The sequence below is a fragment of the Nocardia sichangensis genome (assembly GCF_047200615.1).
Taxonomy (GTDB): domain Bacteria; phylum Actinomycetota; class Actinomycetes; order Mycobacteriales; family Mycobacteriaceae; genus Nocardia; species Nocardia sichangensis.
In genome coordinates, this window is sequence record NZ_JBJZOK010000029.1 from 93038 (window position 1) to 105344 (window position 12307).

The following is a 12307-nucleotide window of genomic DNA, read 5'->3' on the forward strand; positions in this document are numbered from 1 at the left end:
CGGGTCTGCGGAACAGTCATGACTGACTGTCGATCAGTGTGATGCGGGCGGGATGCTCTGCTCGTACTGGAAAATGTTGTGGGGGTCGTACTTCGCTTTGATCGTGCGCAGCCGCTCGAAGTGCTGTCCGCCCCAGTAGGCGGTTCCCCACTCTTGCATTCCGACGTTCGGTACGTTGACGTAGGCGCCGTCCGCGTAGGGCCGCAGCGCCTGGCTGAACTCGGCGGTCCAGGCCTGGGCCTGCGAGGTCAGCGGGTCGCTGGCGCCTGGTTGTGTTGAACGAGTCCCCCAAGCTGCGCCGATCTCACCGTAGAAAAGCGCGTCACGATGCGCGAACGCCGTGCCGCCAGGGGGTTCCGACTTGATCGCCCCACCGAAGGCATCGACGAAGTAGTTGCTGTCCTCTGTGGGAGCGTTTCGCATGAAGTCGCCGATGATGTCGATCGCCTTCTTCGGGAACGGCTCTTTGACGAACTGCGAGAAGAACTTCCAGTTCGCGGGCTCTCGCGGGAGCGGGACCTGGGCTCCCGCGAAAATATCGCCCCAGTTACCGACCTGCACCGTGACATCGGGGCGGCCGACCGACAGGATCGCGGCCAGCATCTCGGTGGCCTGTGCCGCCGCCCCCTCCACGAGCCACGCGGACAGCAGGATCTGGGACTTGTGGACCTCGAGCTCGGAACCCAGACGGCTGTCGGCGGACGGTACCGTACGCTGCCACGCCTCGAAGACCCCGTACAGGTCCCCGAGTCCATCCCATGTCGCCTGCACATAGGCGAGATGCTCGAGCGGATACACCTTGTAGGTGAGTTGGGTGACGATCCCGAAGTTGCCGTTGCCCGCGCCGCGAAGCGCCCAGAGCAGGTCCGAGTGGTGCTGCGAGTCCGCGTTGATCACCTCGGCGCAGTCGTCACCCGACGCGACGACGACCTCGGCCGCGATCAGGCTGTCGCAGGCCATGCCGAGCCAGCGGTTGAGTGGCCCGAGGCCACCGCCGAGCGTCGCACCGCACACGCTTACGCTGCCCTCGCTTCCGGTTGTGATCGCGAAATTCTGCTTCGCGAGCGTCGTCACCGCTTCCAGCTGGTTCAGCCCGGCGCCGACCGTCGCGATACGAGCGCCAGGGTCGATCCGGACCGACTTCAGCCGGCTGACGTCGATCACGATGCCGTTGTCGACGTTCGACCAGCCCTCGAGGGCGTGGCGGCCGCTGCGTACCCGCAACGCGACGTTGTGCTGCCGCGCCCACGTCAGGGCGTTCACCACGTCCTGGGTGTCCTGCGCGAAGACGATGACCAGCGGATAGTGCGAAAAGAGCTGATCCCAGCCGAGTCGGGCCTCCGTGTACGACACGTCACCGGGTCGGACGATGTGGCCGGTCAGCGTCGCGGGCGGGCATCCCGGGCTTTTTTCGGGGACGCTTGCGTCCGCGATATCCGGCGTGTCTGCGCCTGTGAGGCCCGAAACAACGACTGCTCCTACGCCGACGGCCGTCGACGTCCTGAGCAGGTCACGGCGAGAAAGATCACTCAAGGCCAAGTCCTCTCGATCGGCTACGCCAATACCGGGCTCCCCATGGAACTCTTACCCGCCAACCGCCGGGCAGTCCTTCGTTCTCGATTTCCGAACGGTAACGGGTGACGTGGCGGTGCGTTCCGACCCGCCAATCGAGGACGATCACAACCGCCCGAAGGCGTGACTCAGTAAGATTCGGACTCGGGCCGTGTCGGTTACGCGCGTCCCCTTTGCGTGTTACTCAGCCTCCAGAGATGGAGCTGCCCGACAGGTATGGCTCATTAGGCTGGCTGGGTGGAGTTCACAACGGATTTCGAGCGTGGTGGGTGGCTGCTGGCGCGCGTCGGCGAACACGGGGTCGGCGGCGTCGCTGGTACCGGCTTCGAGGCTTATGCGCGGATCCTGCACCCGGTCGAGGCGACCCGCCGCGATGTCACGGTCACCGACGAGTGGGGTAGTCCCGAGATCGTGGAGGAGGTGAAGTGGCCGTGGGCCGAGGTCGCCGTGCGCAACGGCAGAGTGATGCATCCGCTGGTGCAGTGGCGCAACCTCACCGACGATGAGGACGAAGCGGCGATGTCGTTCGATGACGGCTGGAGAGTCGGCCAGACCGTCGAGGGGTGGTTCGACCCGAGTCTGCTGGCCGCGCTCACCGTCCACCTTCGCGCAGCCACCGAGGCACCGGAAGAGGTGACGGCTGGAGTGTGGAATGGATTCGGCGAGCTGAACACATCCTCGGGTGCGGTGTTCGTCGCGTCCACCGACGGCGATCCGCAGAACCTCGAGCGCGAGCGAGCTCGAATCGACGCCGAGCTGGCAGCGTCTGTCGCGCCACAGGTCAGACGAGCGGTCCGGACAGGGCCTTTCCTGCGGTGGCCGGGACGCGACTTCATGCTGTTCGACACCAGTCTCTCCGAACTCGCCGACCCCAGCTGGGTGCATGCGGCGGGCCTGGGATGGACGACCGACTTCCCCGGAGTGACGCCCCAGCTGCTCTGGCCCGCCGACCACGCATGGGTCGTGGCCAGCGAGATCGACTTCGACTCCACGATCGTCGCCGGCTCACGGGCTCTGATCGACGCGGTTGTGGCCGACGATCGTTTCGAGGCCTTCGAGGTCGCCGAGAATTCGGATCTGAGCTGGTACGGCGACACAATCAACTCCGCGCCGAAGGACTGAGATGTCGGCGAGAGCTCGACCAGGGCGTGCAGCCGAGGTGCACGACGATCTCACGAAAAGGTCTGGAGACGGCAGGCATGGTAGATCCGACCTACTCGTATGTTCCTAAACGGCCGTTCAGGCGTGTCGTGGTGTCGCGGGGTTGGGCCTGGCGGGTGGTGTCGGCCGGCCAGCCGCCAGACCCAACACCTCCAGTCTGGAGAACATCCGTACTCAGACGCGGAGAATTTGCAGGAGTTTGCGGGTTCAAAAGAGTTCACAGCTTTCGACGCCGATTTCTCGCGGGCAGTCCCAGGGAGTAGGCCCGGTCTGCGATCCCAGGCTGCGAGTGCTCTTGCTGGGACGGGCAGGATTCCGACCTTGGCCGCATATGCGATGCCGCAGCGTCGGATCGAACTCTCTTGTACCGCGAACTGTGATTCCCCAATGCCGCGACCAGGTCGCCGATCGCATACGGATTCGTCCTGGCCCTCATCATCGAATGGCTCGAATCATTGGGAGACACAGGCTAGTCGTGGCGGCCGACTGCCGACGCCGGACCTCGTCGACTTACCTGTAGTCGCCGAGACTGCCTGCCGGAATCGACCGCCACGTCCTGTCCCGCTGAAGCCCTTTCGCACTGAACCGGATCGAAGTTCGCGTGCCACCGAGGCGGGGCACGGGACATCAGTTCATGCGGAGGTGGGGTTGAACTCGGCAGTGACGCGGTCCACGAAGTTCTTGGCTTCGGGGCTCTCGTGGTCGGTGGGCAGCTCCACGGGCTGTCCGTTGAGCGGGACGGTCGCCGGCCGATGGTTCGCCAGCACCTTTCCGGCACCGTCGCCGAGCGGTAGACCGGCCAAGGCCGAGACCCGGTTCATCACGGCGTCGGTGCCGACCGGCGGGAGGGCTACGACGCCCTGCGGCCACTGCACGCCTCCGATTTCGAAGAACTCATGGTAGCCGCCTATGTGCTGGTACCCGACCTGCGCAAAGTACAAATCATCCGGCGTCGAGCCTTGCGTTTGATTGATCTTATCGTTGAACGTGCCGTGGAACACGCCGCTCGCGGGGTCGAAGTGTGCGTATTGGCCTGATACGGACGCCTGTATCTTGAGCACTTCGAACAGAACCTGCATACCACCGGGAGCAGGCTGGTTGTTCTTGGAGTAGAGAGCCTTGGCGCCATCGATATCGGGCGGGTTCCACATGTGCGGGACGATGTCGAGGTCGTTGGCGTAGCGCCGAACTCGTTGCAGGCGTTGGGTGGTGTAGTTGACGAATTCCTGATTGCAGAAACTCGGTCCGGCGGTCGAGAGCACGCTGATCCTGGCTTTTTCGGAATTGTCCCAAAGCCACTGGGTGTCGCGCAGGAACAGCGCCAGCGTGAGTGACAGGGCGCCGCCGAGGCTGTGGCCGGTGACGGTCAGGTCGATCGCCTTGTCGCCGAGCGAACTCAGGAACTCGGGCAACGTGTGACCGGCGCCGGGACGCTGGCCTGAGGGCTTGATATTGAGGAGGGTTTTCACCCCGATAGCGGTGCCGATCGTGTGCCAGGCGCCATTATTCGCGAACCACGGCGTCTGGAGAATGAAGGAGTCCTCGACGAGCCAGTCGAACACCAGTGCATCGGTGCTGCCGGCCATCGCGATCACGTACCGGGAGCGATCCTCTGTGCTTCGCACCATGTACAGGGCGTTGACCGCGTACAAGTCGGTGTCGAACAGCGCGACTCCCGGACCCCAGACGATCTCCCACCCTCCGATGACGTCCCGGTTGGTGTCGAGATACTGCTGGATCTTCTGAGAGAGGGTGTCCTCCAGGTCGCCGTCTTCTTTGCTGATGCTGTTGACCAGATTCGCGTACTCGCACAGCTGGTATGTGATCTTGTCTTGCAGAGACGGCTCATTGATCGTCGTGGATTGTGCAGTCATGTACCGCTCCTTACCGTATGAGTTTCATCCGAAACAGAGAGGAGAAAGCGGTGACGCGAATTCACACGCCGAGTCGGGACAGAACATCCCGAACCGGTAGCTGTGTATAGGAGTCTAGACGATCCACCACACCTGCGGGCGAATAATCTGCCTGGCCGCGACCTGACGTCGTCGCCCGCGGACGGTCGGTAAACCTCCCGGCTGCGCGCCGAGAGGGTTTACCGATTATTGTAAATTTGAACTCAGCCGCAGACCCACAGGGCATCGGCCTTGTTGTCACCGTCGGCGGGCACATTGCCCTTGCTGTTGTCGGGGACCGAGACGAGCAGTTGCCACTCCTGACCGGTCCAGTTGTAGACGCCGACCGTCTTCCCGGTGCGGTTCCAGTACGAGCTCAGACGATCTCCATTTCCTTCGTTGCCGATGTCGTGCAGCAGGCAGTTGCTGTCGACCTGCACGAACATGCCGGTGCCGTTGCGGTGGTCGTAGCCGCAGAACAGTCCGCCCGGGCAGTCGTAAGCCGCCGACGCCGGTGCCGGCGCGAGGGCCGCGCCGTATCCAGCGACCGCGAGGGTAGCCGCCGCCGCGACGCTGAGACGACGAAACAATGTGAGTGAGAACATGATTGACCCTTCGAAGCCGATGGGATCGAGTATCGGTGCGGCGGAAATGCGCCGCACTCATGATGGGTGGACCGGACCGCCCGCGACTATCCACCTCGCGCGAGTTCTATCCGGGCTGCGCGGCGGGATCGGCGCGGCGCGGCGTTTCAGGCGCGCAGCGTCACCGACGGCGGCACACCCCATCGCCGTCGGTACAGGGCTGAAAAACGGCCCAGATGCCAGAACCCCCAGTCCGCGGCCACCGCCGCGACGGTGGTCATGGTGGGGTCCGCGGCGGCCAGCGCGATGTGCACGCCCACCAGCCGGGCTTCACGCAATCGCGCCGTCGGTGTGGTGTCGAGGTATCGCCGGAAGCCCTCTTGCAGGCTCCGCACCGAAAGTCCCACTGCCTCAGCGATGTCGGTGATGGTGAGCATTTCGTGCGCATGGTCGGTGATGAGTTGTTCGGCCAGGCGGATGGGACGCGGCGTCGACTTTCCGGGTGCGTCGTCGAGCAGGAGCTCGGTATAGCTGTTCGGCTGGGCCAGCAGGAGTTGGGACATCATCAGCTGCTCGATCTGCGGCCGCAGCCGCGAATCCAGGAACAGGCCGGGGCCTTCGGCGTCGTCCTGCAGCATGCGCAGCGATTCGAACCAGGTCCGGGCGGCGGGTGACCGCAATTGCATGGCGACGGCCATCCGCAGCGGACGATCCGGCGGCCGGCCCAGCATCCGCCGCAAATGGTCGTCCAACGCGGCACGGTCGAATCGGACGAGCAGTTGCTTGCTGCTCTCATGCCAGTTCATGTCCAGGGGCGCGTCCGGGTCCGGAACCGAGGCCACCGCAGGGTCGGAGGCGATATCCGCGGTCCCGTTGAGCACCCGGGCCCACCCGGCCAGCGGTATTTGAACCAGGCGGAAGGTTTCGATGGGCTCGGTCCGGATCCGAACCTGGACCCCGTAATGCTTGTAGACCAGGCCGACATCGCCGTACCGGACGACATTGCAGCTGGCCTCCATGGTGGAGGCGCTCGGATCGAGCCGGTGCTCACGCAGAATGCCGCTCATCCCCGCCCGGGCCACCTCGGGGTCGGCGGTCCGAAAATAGCGATGCCTCGACAGCGGTTCTACGAACATCCCGACTGCCCTCCAAGCAGCAGGCACCGCGCGAACGGGCCTGGATCAGTGGATATCTAAGGTATTGTCCGCCGAAACCTGCGGGCACGCAGTCGGTTTCACATTCCAGGAAATCGGCGAGATCCTGGGTGGATCGACCGATGCCACCAAGATGATCGCCAGCCGGGCTCGTCGCAACGTCAAAGCCGCAGATCAGCCGACGGGCCTCGGTCGTGATCATCGAGAAATCGTCCGAGCCTTCCCTGGGCGGCGACTTCGAAGCGCTCCTGCGCGTCATCAACCCGAACGTGAAGCTGACCGTAGACACCTCCGACCAGGGGTCGGTGGTCCGATGGCGTGGAAGCGGCGCTGGACGGGTGGGCCCGTCTCAGGTGTGGGGATGCTCGTTTCGGCTGTCCGGTCATTCGCGGCTGACGTGGCATCGCTTTGAGGGTTTACGGTCGCATCCCCTGGTTAGGTGACCACAACATTCAATCGAACGTTCAAGATTACGATCGGAGGGTGTGAACCTCCGGTCAGAGCCTCCCCTCCGGCGCAAGCAACGCACCCCAGACTTCGCGTTGACCATGGACGAGATCAGGGCAGTGACGGCTTTTGCCATGTCCTCGGCAGAGCAGGTACTTCCGCTGTTCGAGGCATGTCACCCCGATGACAGCAGACCCCGCGACGCGCTCGCCGCCGCAGCCGCGTTCGTCCACGGAGGCCGCCGCTCTCGCGCCCAGCGGGTGACGGCACCTGCCGCCCACCGTGCTGGGCGAGAAGCGGCGGCGCCCGTGCCGTTTCACGCCGCGATGGCCGCGGGCGATGCCGCCGCATCGGCGTATCTGCATCCGCTGGCGGATGCCGCTCAGGTCAACCACATCCTGCGCGCGTCTGCGCACACCATCCGAGTATTCGAGCTGCGCCCCAGCGACGAATACGGCGACTCGGTCGAGCGCATCGTCGACCTCGCGGCGCCACTGGTGATCGACGTCCTCCGTCGTTATCCGAGGATCGGCGCCGGCACGAACCGGGTCAGCCAGCTCGTGCACCAGCTCGACAACCGCCTGCGAGATGAGCGCACCCCGTCACCGCGGCACGAGCGAGGGGCGGAGCGGCGATGATCCTGCCCAAGGTCCGAGACCCCCGGATGGTGACGATCCGTCGGGGTGGCCGCCTGACCGATGCCGACCATCAGCTGCTCGCGCTGTGGGCGGCGGCATGCGCCGAGCACGTTCTCGGCCATTTCGAGCACGAACAGCCCGACGATCCACGCCCACGAGACGCCATCGCCGCCGCCAGAGCGTGGGCGCGAGGCGACATGCCGATGATGCAAGCCCGGGCAGCAGGCGGACACGCGATGGGCGCCGCCCGCCCGCTGACCGGCGCGGCCCGGTTCGCCGCCTACGCCGCCGGACAAGCCGCATGCGTTGGACACGTCGCCGAACACGACCTCGGTGCCGCCGCCTACGCGATCAAAGCCGTTCGAAGCGCGCATCCCGGCAATCCCCAGGCGGGCCGGATCGAGCGTGACTGGCAGCGAGACCAGCTCACCGACCCCATCCGCGCCCTGGTCCTCGAAGACCAGGCCCGGCGCAACAGCATCTGCTGGTCGGTCTTCTCCGACTGAGCCGCACAGCATCTCCGCCGTATCGACCGCTGTCCTGGCAGTTTCCGGTCAGGGTGATCCGGTCTTCGAAGGGACCGCGAACGCGGTGCGTGCGGGCTTCCACCTCAGCTGGGAAATTCAACATCGACAGACTGTCCGTAGTTACGGAGCGAATGCTCTGTTATGCTCCGGCCATGCCCCGTCCTCGTGTACACGCTCTGGATCAGCTCATGGATGCCGCAGAACGATTGGCAGTCGACTCCGGACCCGCTGCGGTCACCGTCCGCGCGCTCTCGGAGGCCGCGTCGGTGTCCAATGGCGCGATCTATCACGCCTTCGGCTCCCGCGCCGGGCTGATGGGACGTGTCTGGCTGCGCGCCGCGCAGCGGTTTCTGACTTTGCAGCGTGAGGCCGCGGATCGTGCACTGGCGCACGGGGGTGCCGTCGAGGCGGTCGTCGCGGCCGCCGACGCCCCTGCCGAATTCCTGGTGCAGCAGCCGGTTTCGGGGCGTTTCCTGCTGACCGTGCCCCGCCGGGAACTCCTCGGTTCCAGCGAGATCCCCGACGACATCGCCGAGCAACTACGCCGACTCGATCAGACCCTGACCGAGCTGTTCGTAAATCTGTCGCGCGGCGTGTTCGACCGCGCCGACCGTGAGGCCGTCGCCGTCATCCGTGATTGCGTGGTGGAACTGCCCACCGCGCTGCTGCTGCGCGGCCGCCGGAGCCCCGATACCGCAGTGCGCCAACGCCTCGCCGCGGCGGTCCGCGCGGTACTGGCCGTACCCCTGCACCCCACCACAACGAAGTGAAAGGAAACACCATGACCGCGAACCTGCACTACCAGGACAAGATCGCCGTACTGAACCTCGGCGACGACGAAAACCGTTTCTCCCCGGACTGGCTCGACACCGTCAACACCCACCTCGACGCTATCGAGCGCGACGCGCAAGGGCTGGTCACCACCGGCAGCGGCAAGTTCTACTCCAACGGTCTCGACCTGGACTGGCTGATGGCCAACGGCGACCGCGCCGAATGGTACGTCGGCCGCGTCCAGAAACTGTTCGCCCGCATCCTCACCTTCCCGCTGCCCACCATCGCCGCGGTGAACGGCCACGCCTTCGGCGCCGGCGCCATGCTGGCCACCGCCCACGACTACCGCGTCATGCGTGAAGACCGCGGCTACTACTGCTTTCCCGAGGTCGACATCAACATCCCCTTCACCCCAGGCATGGCCGCGCTCATCCAGGCCAAGCTCGGCCCCCAGGCCGCCGTGACAGCGATGACCACCGGTTACCGTTTCAACGGTCCGGACGCCCTGGCTGCCGGGCTCGTCGACGCCACCGCCGCCGATACCGAGGTCCTCACCACCTCCATAACCCGGCTCACCCCCATTCTCGGCAAGGACCCCGCCACCCTCGCCGCCATCAAGACCACCATGTACAGCGCGGTCACCACCGCACTGCGCTGACACCGCTCGAACCGAGGAAGACCGTCGATGACAATCACCACGGACAAGCCGGCCGGCACCAATCTCGCGCTCTGGAACACACTGCAGCGCTTGCCATTCGGCAACTGGTTCTTCACCCAGGCGCTTTGCTTCAAAGCCCCCTATTTCCGCAGCGTGCACCCCCTTCTCCAAGAGCTGCGGCCCGGACTGTGCCGGGTCAGCGCCCCCAACCGGCGCAGCGTCCACAACCACCTCGGCACCTACCACGCCATCGCCTCGTGCAACATGGCCGAGCTCGCCGGCGGCATGATGACCGACGCCACCATCCCCGCCACCCACCGGTGGATCCCGGTCGGCATGACCGTGGAATACAAGTCCAAGGCAACCACCGCAGTGACCGCCGTCGCCTCCCTCGACCCCATTCCCGACTTCGGCGACGAACCCACCGAACTCGTCGTCCCGGTCGATATCCTCGACGCCGACGGCAAAGCCTTCGTCACCGCCCGGATCACCATGCACGTTTCCAAGAAACGCTGACGCCCACACCGGCTCACAAGCCCCTGGCACCACGCTGCGCGAACCAGGTGACCAGAAACGGCGCCTCGAGACCGCTTCGGTTGGAGTGCACAATTTCTTGTGCTCCGGTTCAGCGATTTCGAGGCCGAAACGGACTGGCCTACGGTCGCTTTCGCATGTCCACGCGGCCCGGCAGCACCATGGGGATGTCGTTCTTCCAGTCGATCTTTCGCTTGGCCGCGCGTACCACCCGGCTGCCAGTTGCCAGATCGTGCAGGGCCAGGCGTTTTCCCGCGGGATTCGCCGCGAGGAAGAAGCTCACAATGAGCGCGAGGAAGCCGACAACGGCGAACCCATTGAGTATGGCTGATTCCGGATTCGATCCCGACAGGGACATGAATACGAACGGCAGGAAGATGATCAGCATGCGCGAGGCTGCCGGCAGCAATTCCAGCCTTGGCCGAGCCCACTCTCCAGAAGGTACTACCCGAAGTCCGAGAAGCCCTTTGCCGAGAGTCTGTCCGTCGCGTCGGATCAACAGAAAGACCTCCAATCCAACGTAGGCGATGAAGTAGCACAGCCACGCCGCTGATCCGTAGACCACCGCTTCATGGGCTTCGGTCGTCAGCAAGGCGACCGGGACCAACAGAATTCCGACGGGTACGGCGACGACGAATGTGAGTAGCAGGCAGAAAGCAAGGTCGAGGAGCCGTGCGGCGAGACGCCGGAAGAACGGAGCGGATTCGTAGGGCATCTGACCTCATCTGTGACTTTTCTTCGATGGCGAGTTGCCCTCGGCGAGAGCGGCTCTGGGTACTGTGTCGCAATCGCCGCGCCCCTGCGCTTCGTTACTCAACTGACAAAGGGAGCGTGAGTTGAAAGGTCGGTCAAGGCAGCCGCGAGTGGCGATCGATCCAATGCGCTGATCGATTCGGCCATGGACGGCGTGCTGTCCGTCGGCGAGGCGTAAGGGCTGATCCAGCAGGGTCTGTCCGGTGGTGACGCGTTCGGTCGCGAGGCGCGGCGGACACTGCGCAACAGCAGTAGCCGTGGATCGCCCGAAACTGGATCGCCGTGGCGGCAGGTCACAAGAGCAACCTGAACGCCGCCACCGAGGCGAGGAGACTTGGGCGGGCTCAGTATCCAATTTCAGAAGTGTTGCGCAGCAGATGAATTCACGTCCGGCGAACGGGCGATAGTGCACTGGAGTCGGTACTCTCGGTCTACAGTGGTCGCTGCGATCTGTGCAATGTCCTGAGTGACAGGTTTTCGGGCGACGCGCCAGTCCGGCGGGTGAGTGCGCGGTCGGACATGGGATCGATATGAGGAGGAATGATGACTGCGGGTGGGTACGGCCAGAATCCGGGGCAGGTGGTCGGTGTCGCTGCGGCCGGCATCGGAGGCCGTGCCGCGGCCAGATTCATCGACTGGATCATTGCCGGCATCATCGGCGGATTACTGTTCTGGGTGCTCGAACGGGTATCCGACCTGCCGGGATGGGTTTCGATTCTTCCTGGCGCCGGATTCGGGTTCCTGTACTTCGTATTCTTCGAGGTGGTGACCGGGTCGACGCCGGGCAAGAAGCTCCTCGGACTGCATGTCACCGGGGCCGGTGGCGCGACGAAGCCGAATGTCGTGGAATCGGCGAAACGCAACGCGTACATGCTGTTCAACTTGATTCCGTGGGTCGGCGGTATCTTCTGGTTCTTCGCGGCCATCGCGATCGCTGTCACAGTGACCGCGAGTTCGACGAAGCAAGGGTGGCACGACAACTTCGCGGGTGGCACGCAGGTGGTCAAGCGCTGACGCGAGCGCGCTGGTTGCCTTCGCCCGGACGGTGCGATCACGTCGGCGCCCGGATCGGCCGGATCCGCCGACGACCCGGACATCGGTGCAGCCGTCCCTCCGACACACGCCGCCAGCGCCTCCTCGAACTCGAAGGGACTCAGCGAGTTCTGCCGTAACGCCGCCAGCACCCGCGCGTCATCACGAGCACGTACCCGGCGGCGATGCCATACCGCCAGCGCAGCCGCGCAGCCGGCGACGGCCGGCGCGCACACCCCCGCAGATGCGAGTGCCACGGCTTGCCGTTCGGCGATGTCCGCGACCTTGGGTGCAGCGACCATCGCGGCGACCGCGGCCATGAACATCAACGCCGCCGCATCCGACCCGCGGCGACCACGTCGTCTTCCCATCCCCGTGCCCCCATCAGCAGCCTGCCCGGCTTTTGCTCGGCCTGGCGGTCGGCCGATCTCGATTGTCACGGCTGCCGCCCGATTTTGCCCACCTCGGAGGCCCCTCTCGGTGATGGCGCCGAGGCAGAACGCGGCGGGAGGTGGATGGTCGGGCTATCCCGCGGGCCGCAGCGCGTGAATCCAACGCCGAACTGTCAACTCCGGCCCAACCGT

At 65.1% G+C, this 12307-nt stretch carries 12 protein-coding genes; 7 read left to right on the forward strand and 5 right to left on the reverse strand.

The genetic code is table 11. The features are described 5' to 3' along the window. Nucleotides 1–33: 33 nt before the first annotated feature. On the reverse strand, nucleotides 34–1353 hold the full coding sequence (locus tag ACL03I_RS31200; protein ID WP_355078116.1) for an FAD-binding oxidoreductase: 1320 nt from the start codon (nucleotides 1351–1353) through the stop codon (nucleotides 34–36). Nucleotides 1354–1809: 456 nt separating this feature from the next. Here ACL03I_RS31200 and ACL03I_RS31205 point away from each other — a divergent pair, with 456 nt between their 5' ends. Further along, on the forward strand, nucleotides 1810–2694 hold the full coding sequence (locus tag ACL03I_RS31205) for a hypothetical protein (protein WP_412807629.1): 885 nt from the start codon (nucleotides 1810–1812) through the stop codon (nucleotides 2692–2694). 671 nt (nucleotides 2695–3365) lie between these two features. Here the strand turns inward: ACL03I_RS31205 and ACL03I_RS31210 are convergent. The 3 genes from ACL03I_RS31210 to ACL03I_RS31220 all read right to left on the reverse strand — a co-directional run bounded on the left by ACL03I_RS31210 (nucleotide 3366) and on the right by ACL03I_RS31220 (nucleotide 6276). Next, nucleotides 3366–4607, reverse strand: a complete 1242-nt coding sequence (locus tag ACL03I_RS31210) for a lipase family protein (RefSeq protein WP_412807630.1) — start codon at nucleotides 4605–4607, stop codon at nucleotides 3366–3368. Between the two features lie 242 nt (nucleotides 4608–4849). Continuing rightward, complete coding sequence (locus tag ACL03I_RS31215) at nucleotides 4850–5230, reverse strand: peptidase inhibitor family I36 protein (RefSeq protein ID WP_364425428.1); 381 nt, start codon at nucleotides 5228–5230, stop codon at nucleotides 4850–4852. 146 nt (nucleotides 5231–5376) lie between these two features. Next, nucleotides 5377–6276, reverse strand: a complete 900-nt coding sequence (locus ACL03I_RS31220) for an AraC family transcriptional regulator (protein WP_412807631.1) — start codon at nucleotides 6274–6276, stop codon at nucleotides 5377–5379. A 572-nt stretch (nucleotides 6277–6848) separates the two neighbouring features. Here ACL03I_RS31220 and ACL03I_RS31225 point away from each other — a divergent pair. From ACL03I_RS31225 to ACL03I_RS31245, 5 genes are all read left to right on the forward strand, one after another. Next, nucleotides 6849–7448, forward strand: a complete 600-nt coding sequence (locus tag ACL03I_RS31225) for a putative immunity protein (protein WP_397278293.1) — start codon at nucleotides 6849–6851, stop codon at nucleotides 7446–7448. Next, nucleotides 7445–7954 (forward strand): putative immunity protein, encoded by a 510-nt coding sequence (locus ACL03I_RS31230; protein WP_355078110.1) that lies wholly within the window; start codon nucleotides 7445–7447, stop codon nucleotides 7952–7954. The genes ACL03I_RS31225 and ACL03I_RS31230 overlap by 4 nt, the downstream gene beginning before the upstream one ends. Nucleotides 7955–8127: 173 nt before the next feature. Continuing rightward, nucleotides 8128–8745: a TetR/AcrR family transcriptional regulator gene (locus ACL03I_RS31235; protein WP_355078104.1), complete on the forward strand. Its 618-nt coding sequence runs from the start codon at nucleotides 8128–8130 to the stop codon at nucleotides 8743–8745. Nucleotides 8746–8756: 11 nt separating this feature from the next. Further along, on the forward strand, nucleotides 8757–9404 hold the full coding sequence (locus ACL03I_RS31240; protein WP_355078103.1) for an enoyl-CoA hydratase/isomerase family protein: 648 nt from the start codon (nucleotides 8757–8759) through the stop codon (nucleotides 9402–9404). A gap of 27 nt (nucleotides 9405–9431) precedes the next feature. Further along, nucleotides 9432–9920: a hotdog fold domain-containing protein gene (locus tag ACL03I_RS31245; protein WP_364425435.1), complete on the forward strand. Its 489-nt coding sequence runs from the start codon at nucleotides 9432–9434 to the stop codon at nucleotides 9918–9920. Nucleotides 9921–10059: 139 nt separating this feature from the next. On the opposite strand, the gene ACL03I_RS31250 is transcribed toward ACL03I_RS31245, so the two are convergent. Next, the gene (locus tag ACL03I_RS31250) at nucleotides 10060–10653 is read right to left on the reverse strand and encodes an RDD family protein (RefSeq protein ID WP_412807632.1); all 594 of its coding nucleotides are present in this window, start codon (nucleotides 10651–10653) and stop codon (nucleotides 10060–10062) included. A gap of 581 nt (nucleotides 10654–11234) precedes the next feature. On the opposite strand from ACL03I_RS31250, the gene ACL03I_RS31255 reads away from it, so the two are divergent. Then, nucleotides 11235–11705, forward strand: coding sequence for an RDD family protein (locus ACL03I_RS31255; protein WP_412807633.1), 471 nt, complete (start codon nucleotides 11235–11237; stop codon nucleotides 11703–11705). Nucleotides 11706–12307: the final 602 nt, after the last annotated feature.

Excerpts from the sequence above, each read along its gene's own strand:
- ACL03I_RS31240 (WP_355078103.1), top strand. The coding sequence starts at position 8,757 with ATGACCGCGAACCTGCACTACCAGGACAAGATCGCCGTACTGAACCTC.
- ACL03I_RS31230 (WP_355078110.1), top strand. The coding sequence starts at position 7,445 with ATGATCCTGCCCAAGGTCCGAGACCCCCGGATGGTGACGATCCGTCGG.
- ACL03I_RS31215 (WP_364425428.1), bottom strand. The coding sequence starts at position 5,230 with ATGTTCTCACTCACATTGTTTCGTCGTCTCAGCGTCGCGGCGGCGGCT.
- ACL03I_RS31220 (WP_412807631.1), bottom strand. The coding sequence starts at position 6,276 with ATGAGCGGCATTCTGCGTGAGCACCGGCTCGATCCGAGCGCCTCCACC.
- ACL03I_RS31245 (WP_364425435.1), top strand. The coding sequence starts at position 9,432 with ATGACAATCACCACGGACAAGCCGGCCGGCACCAATCTCGCGCTCTGG.
- ACL03I_RS31210 (WP_412807630.1), bottom strand. The coding sequence starts at position 4,607 with ATGACTGCACAATCCACGACGATCAATGAGCCGTCTCTGCAAGACAAG.
- ACL03I_RS31235 (WP_355078104.1), top strand. The coding sequence starts at position 8,128 with ATGCCCCGTCCTCGTGTACACGCTCTGGATCAGCTCATGGATGCCGCA.
- ACL03I_RS31255 (WP_412807633.1), top strand. The coding sequence starts at position 11,235 with ATGACTGCGGGTGGGTACGGCCAGAATCCGGGGCAGGTGGTCGGTGTC.
- ACL03I_RS31250 (WP_412807632.1), bottom strand. The coding sequence starts at position 10,653 with ATGCCCTACGAATCCGCTCCGTTCTTCCGGCGTCTCGCCGCACGGCTC.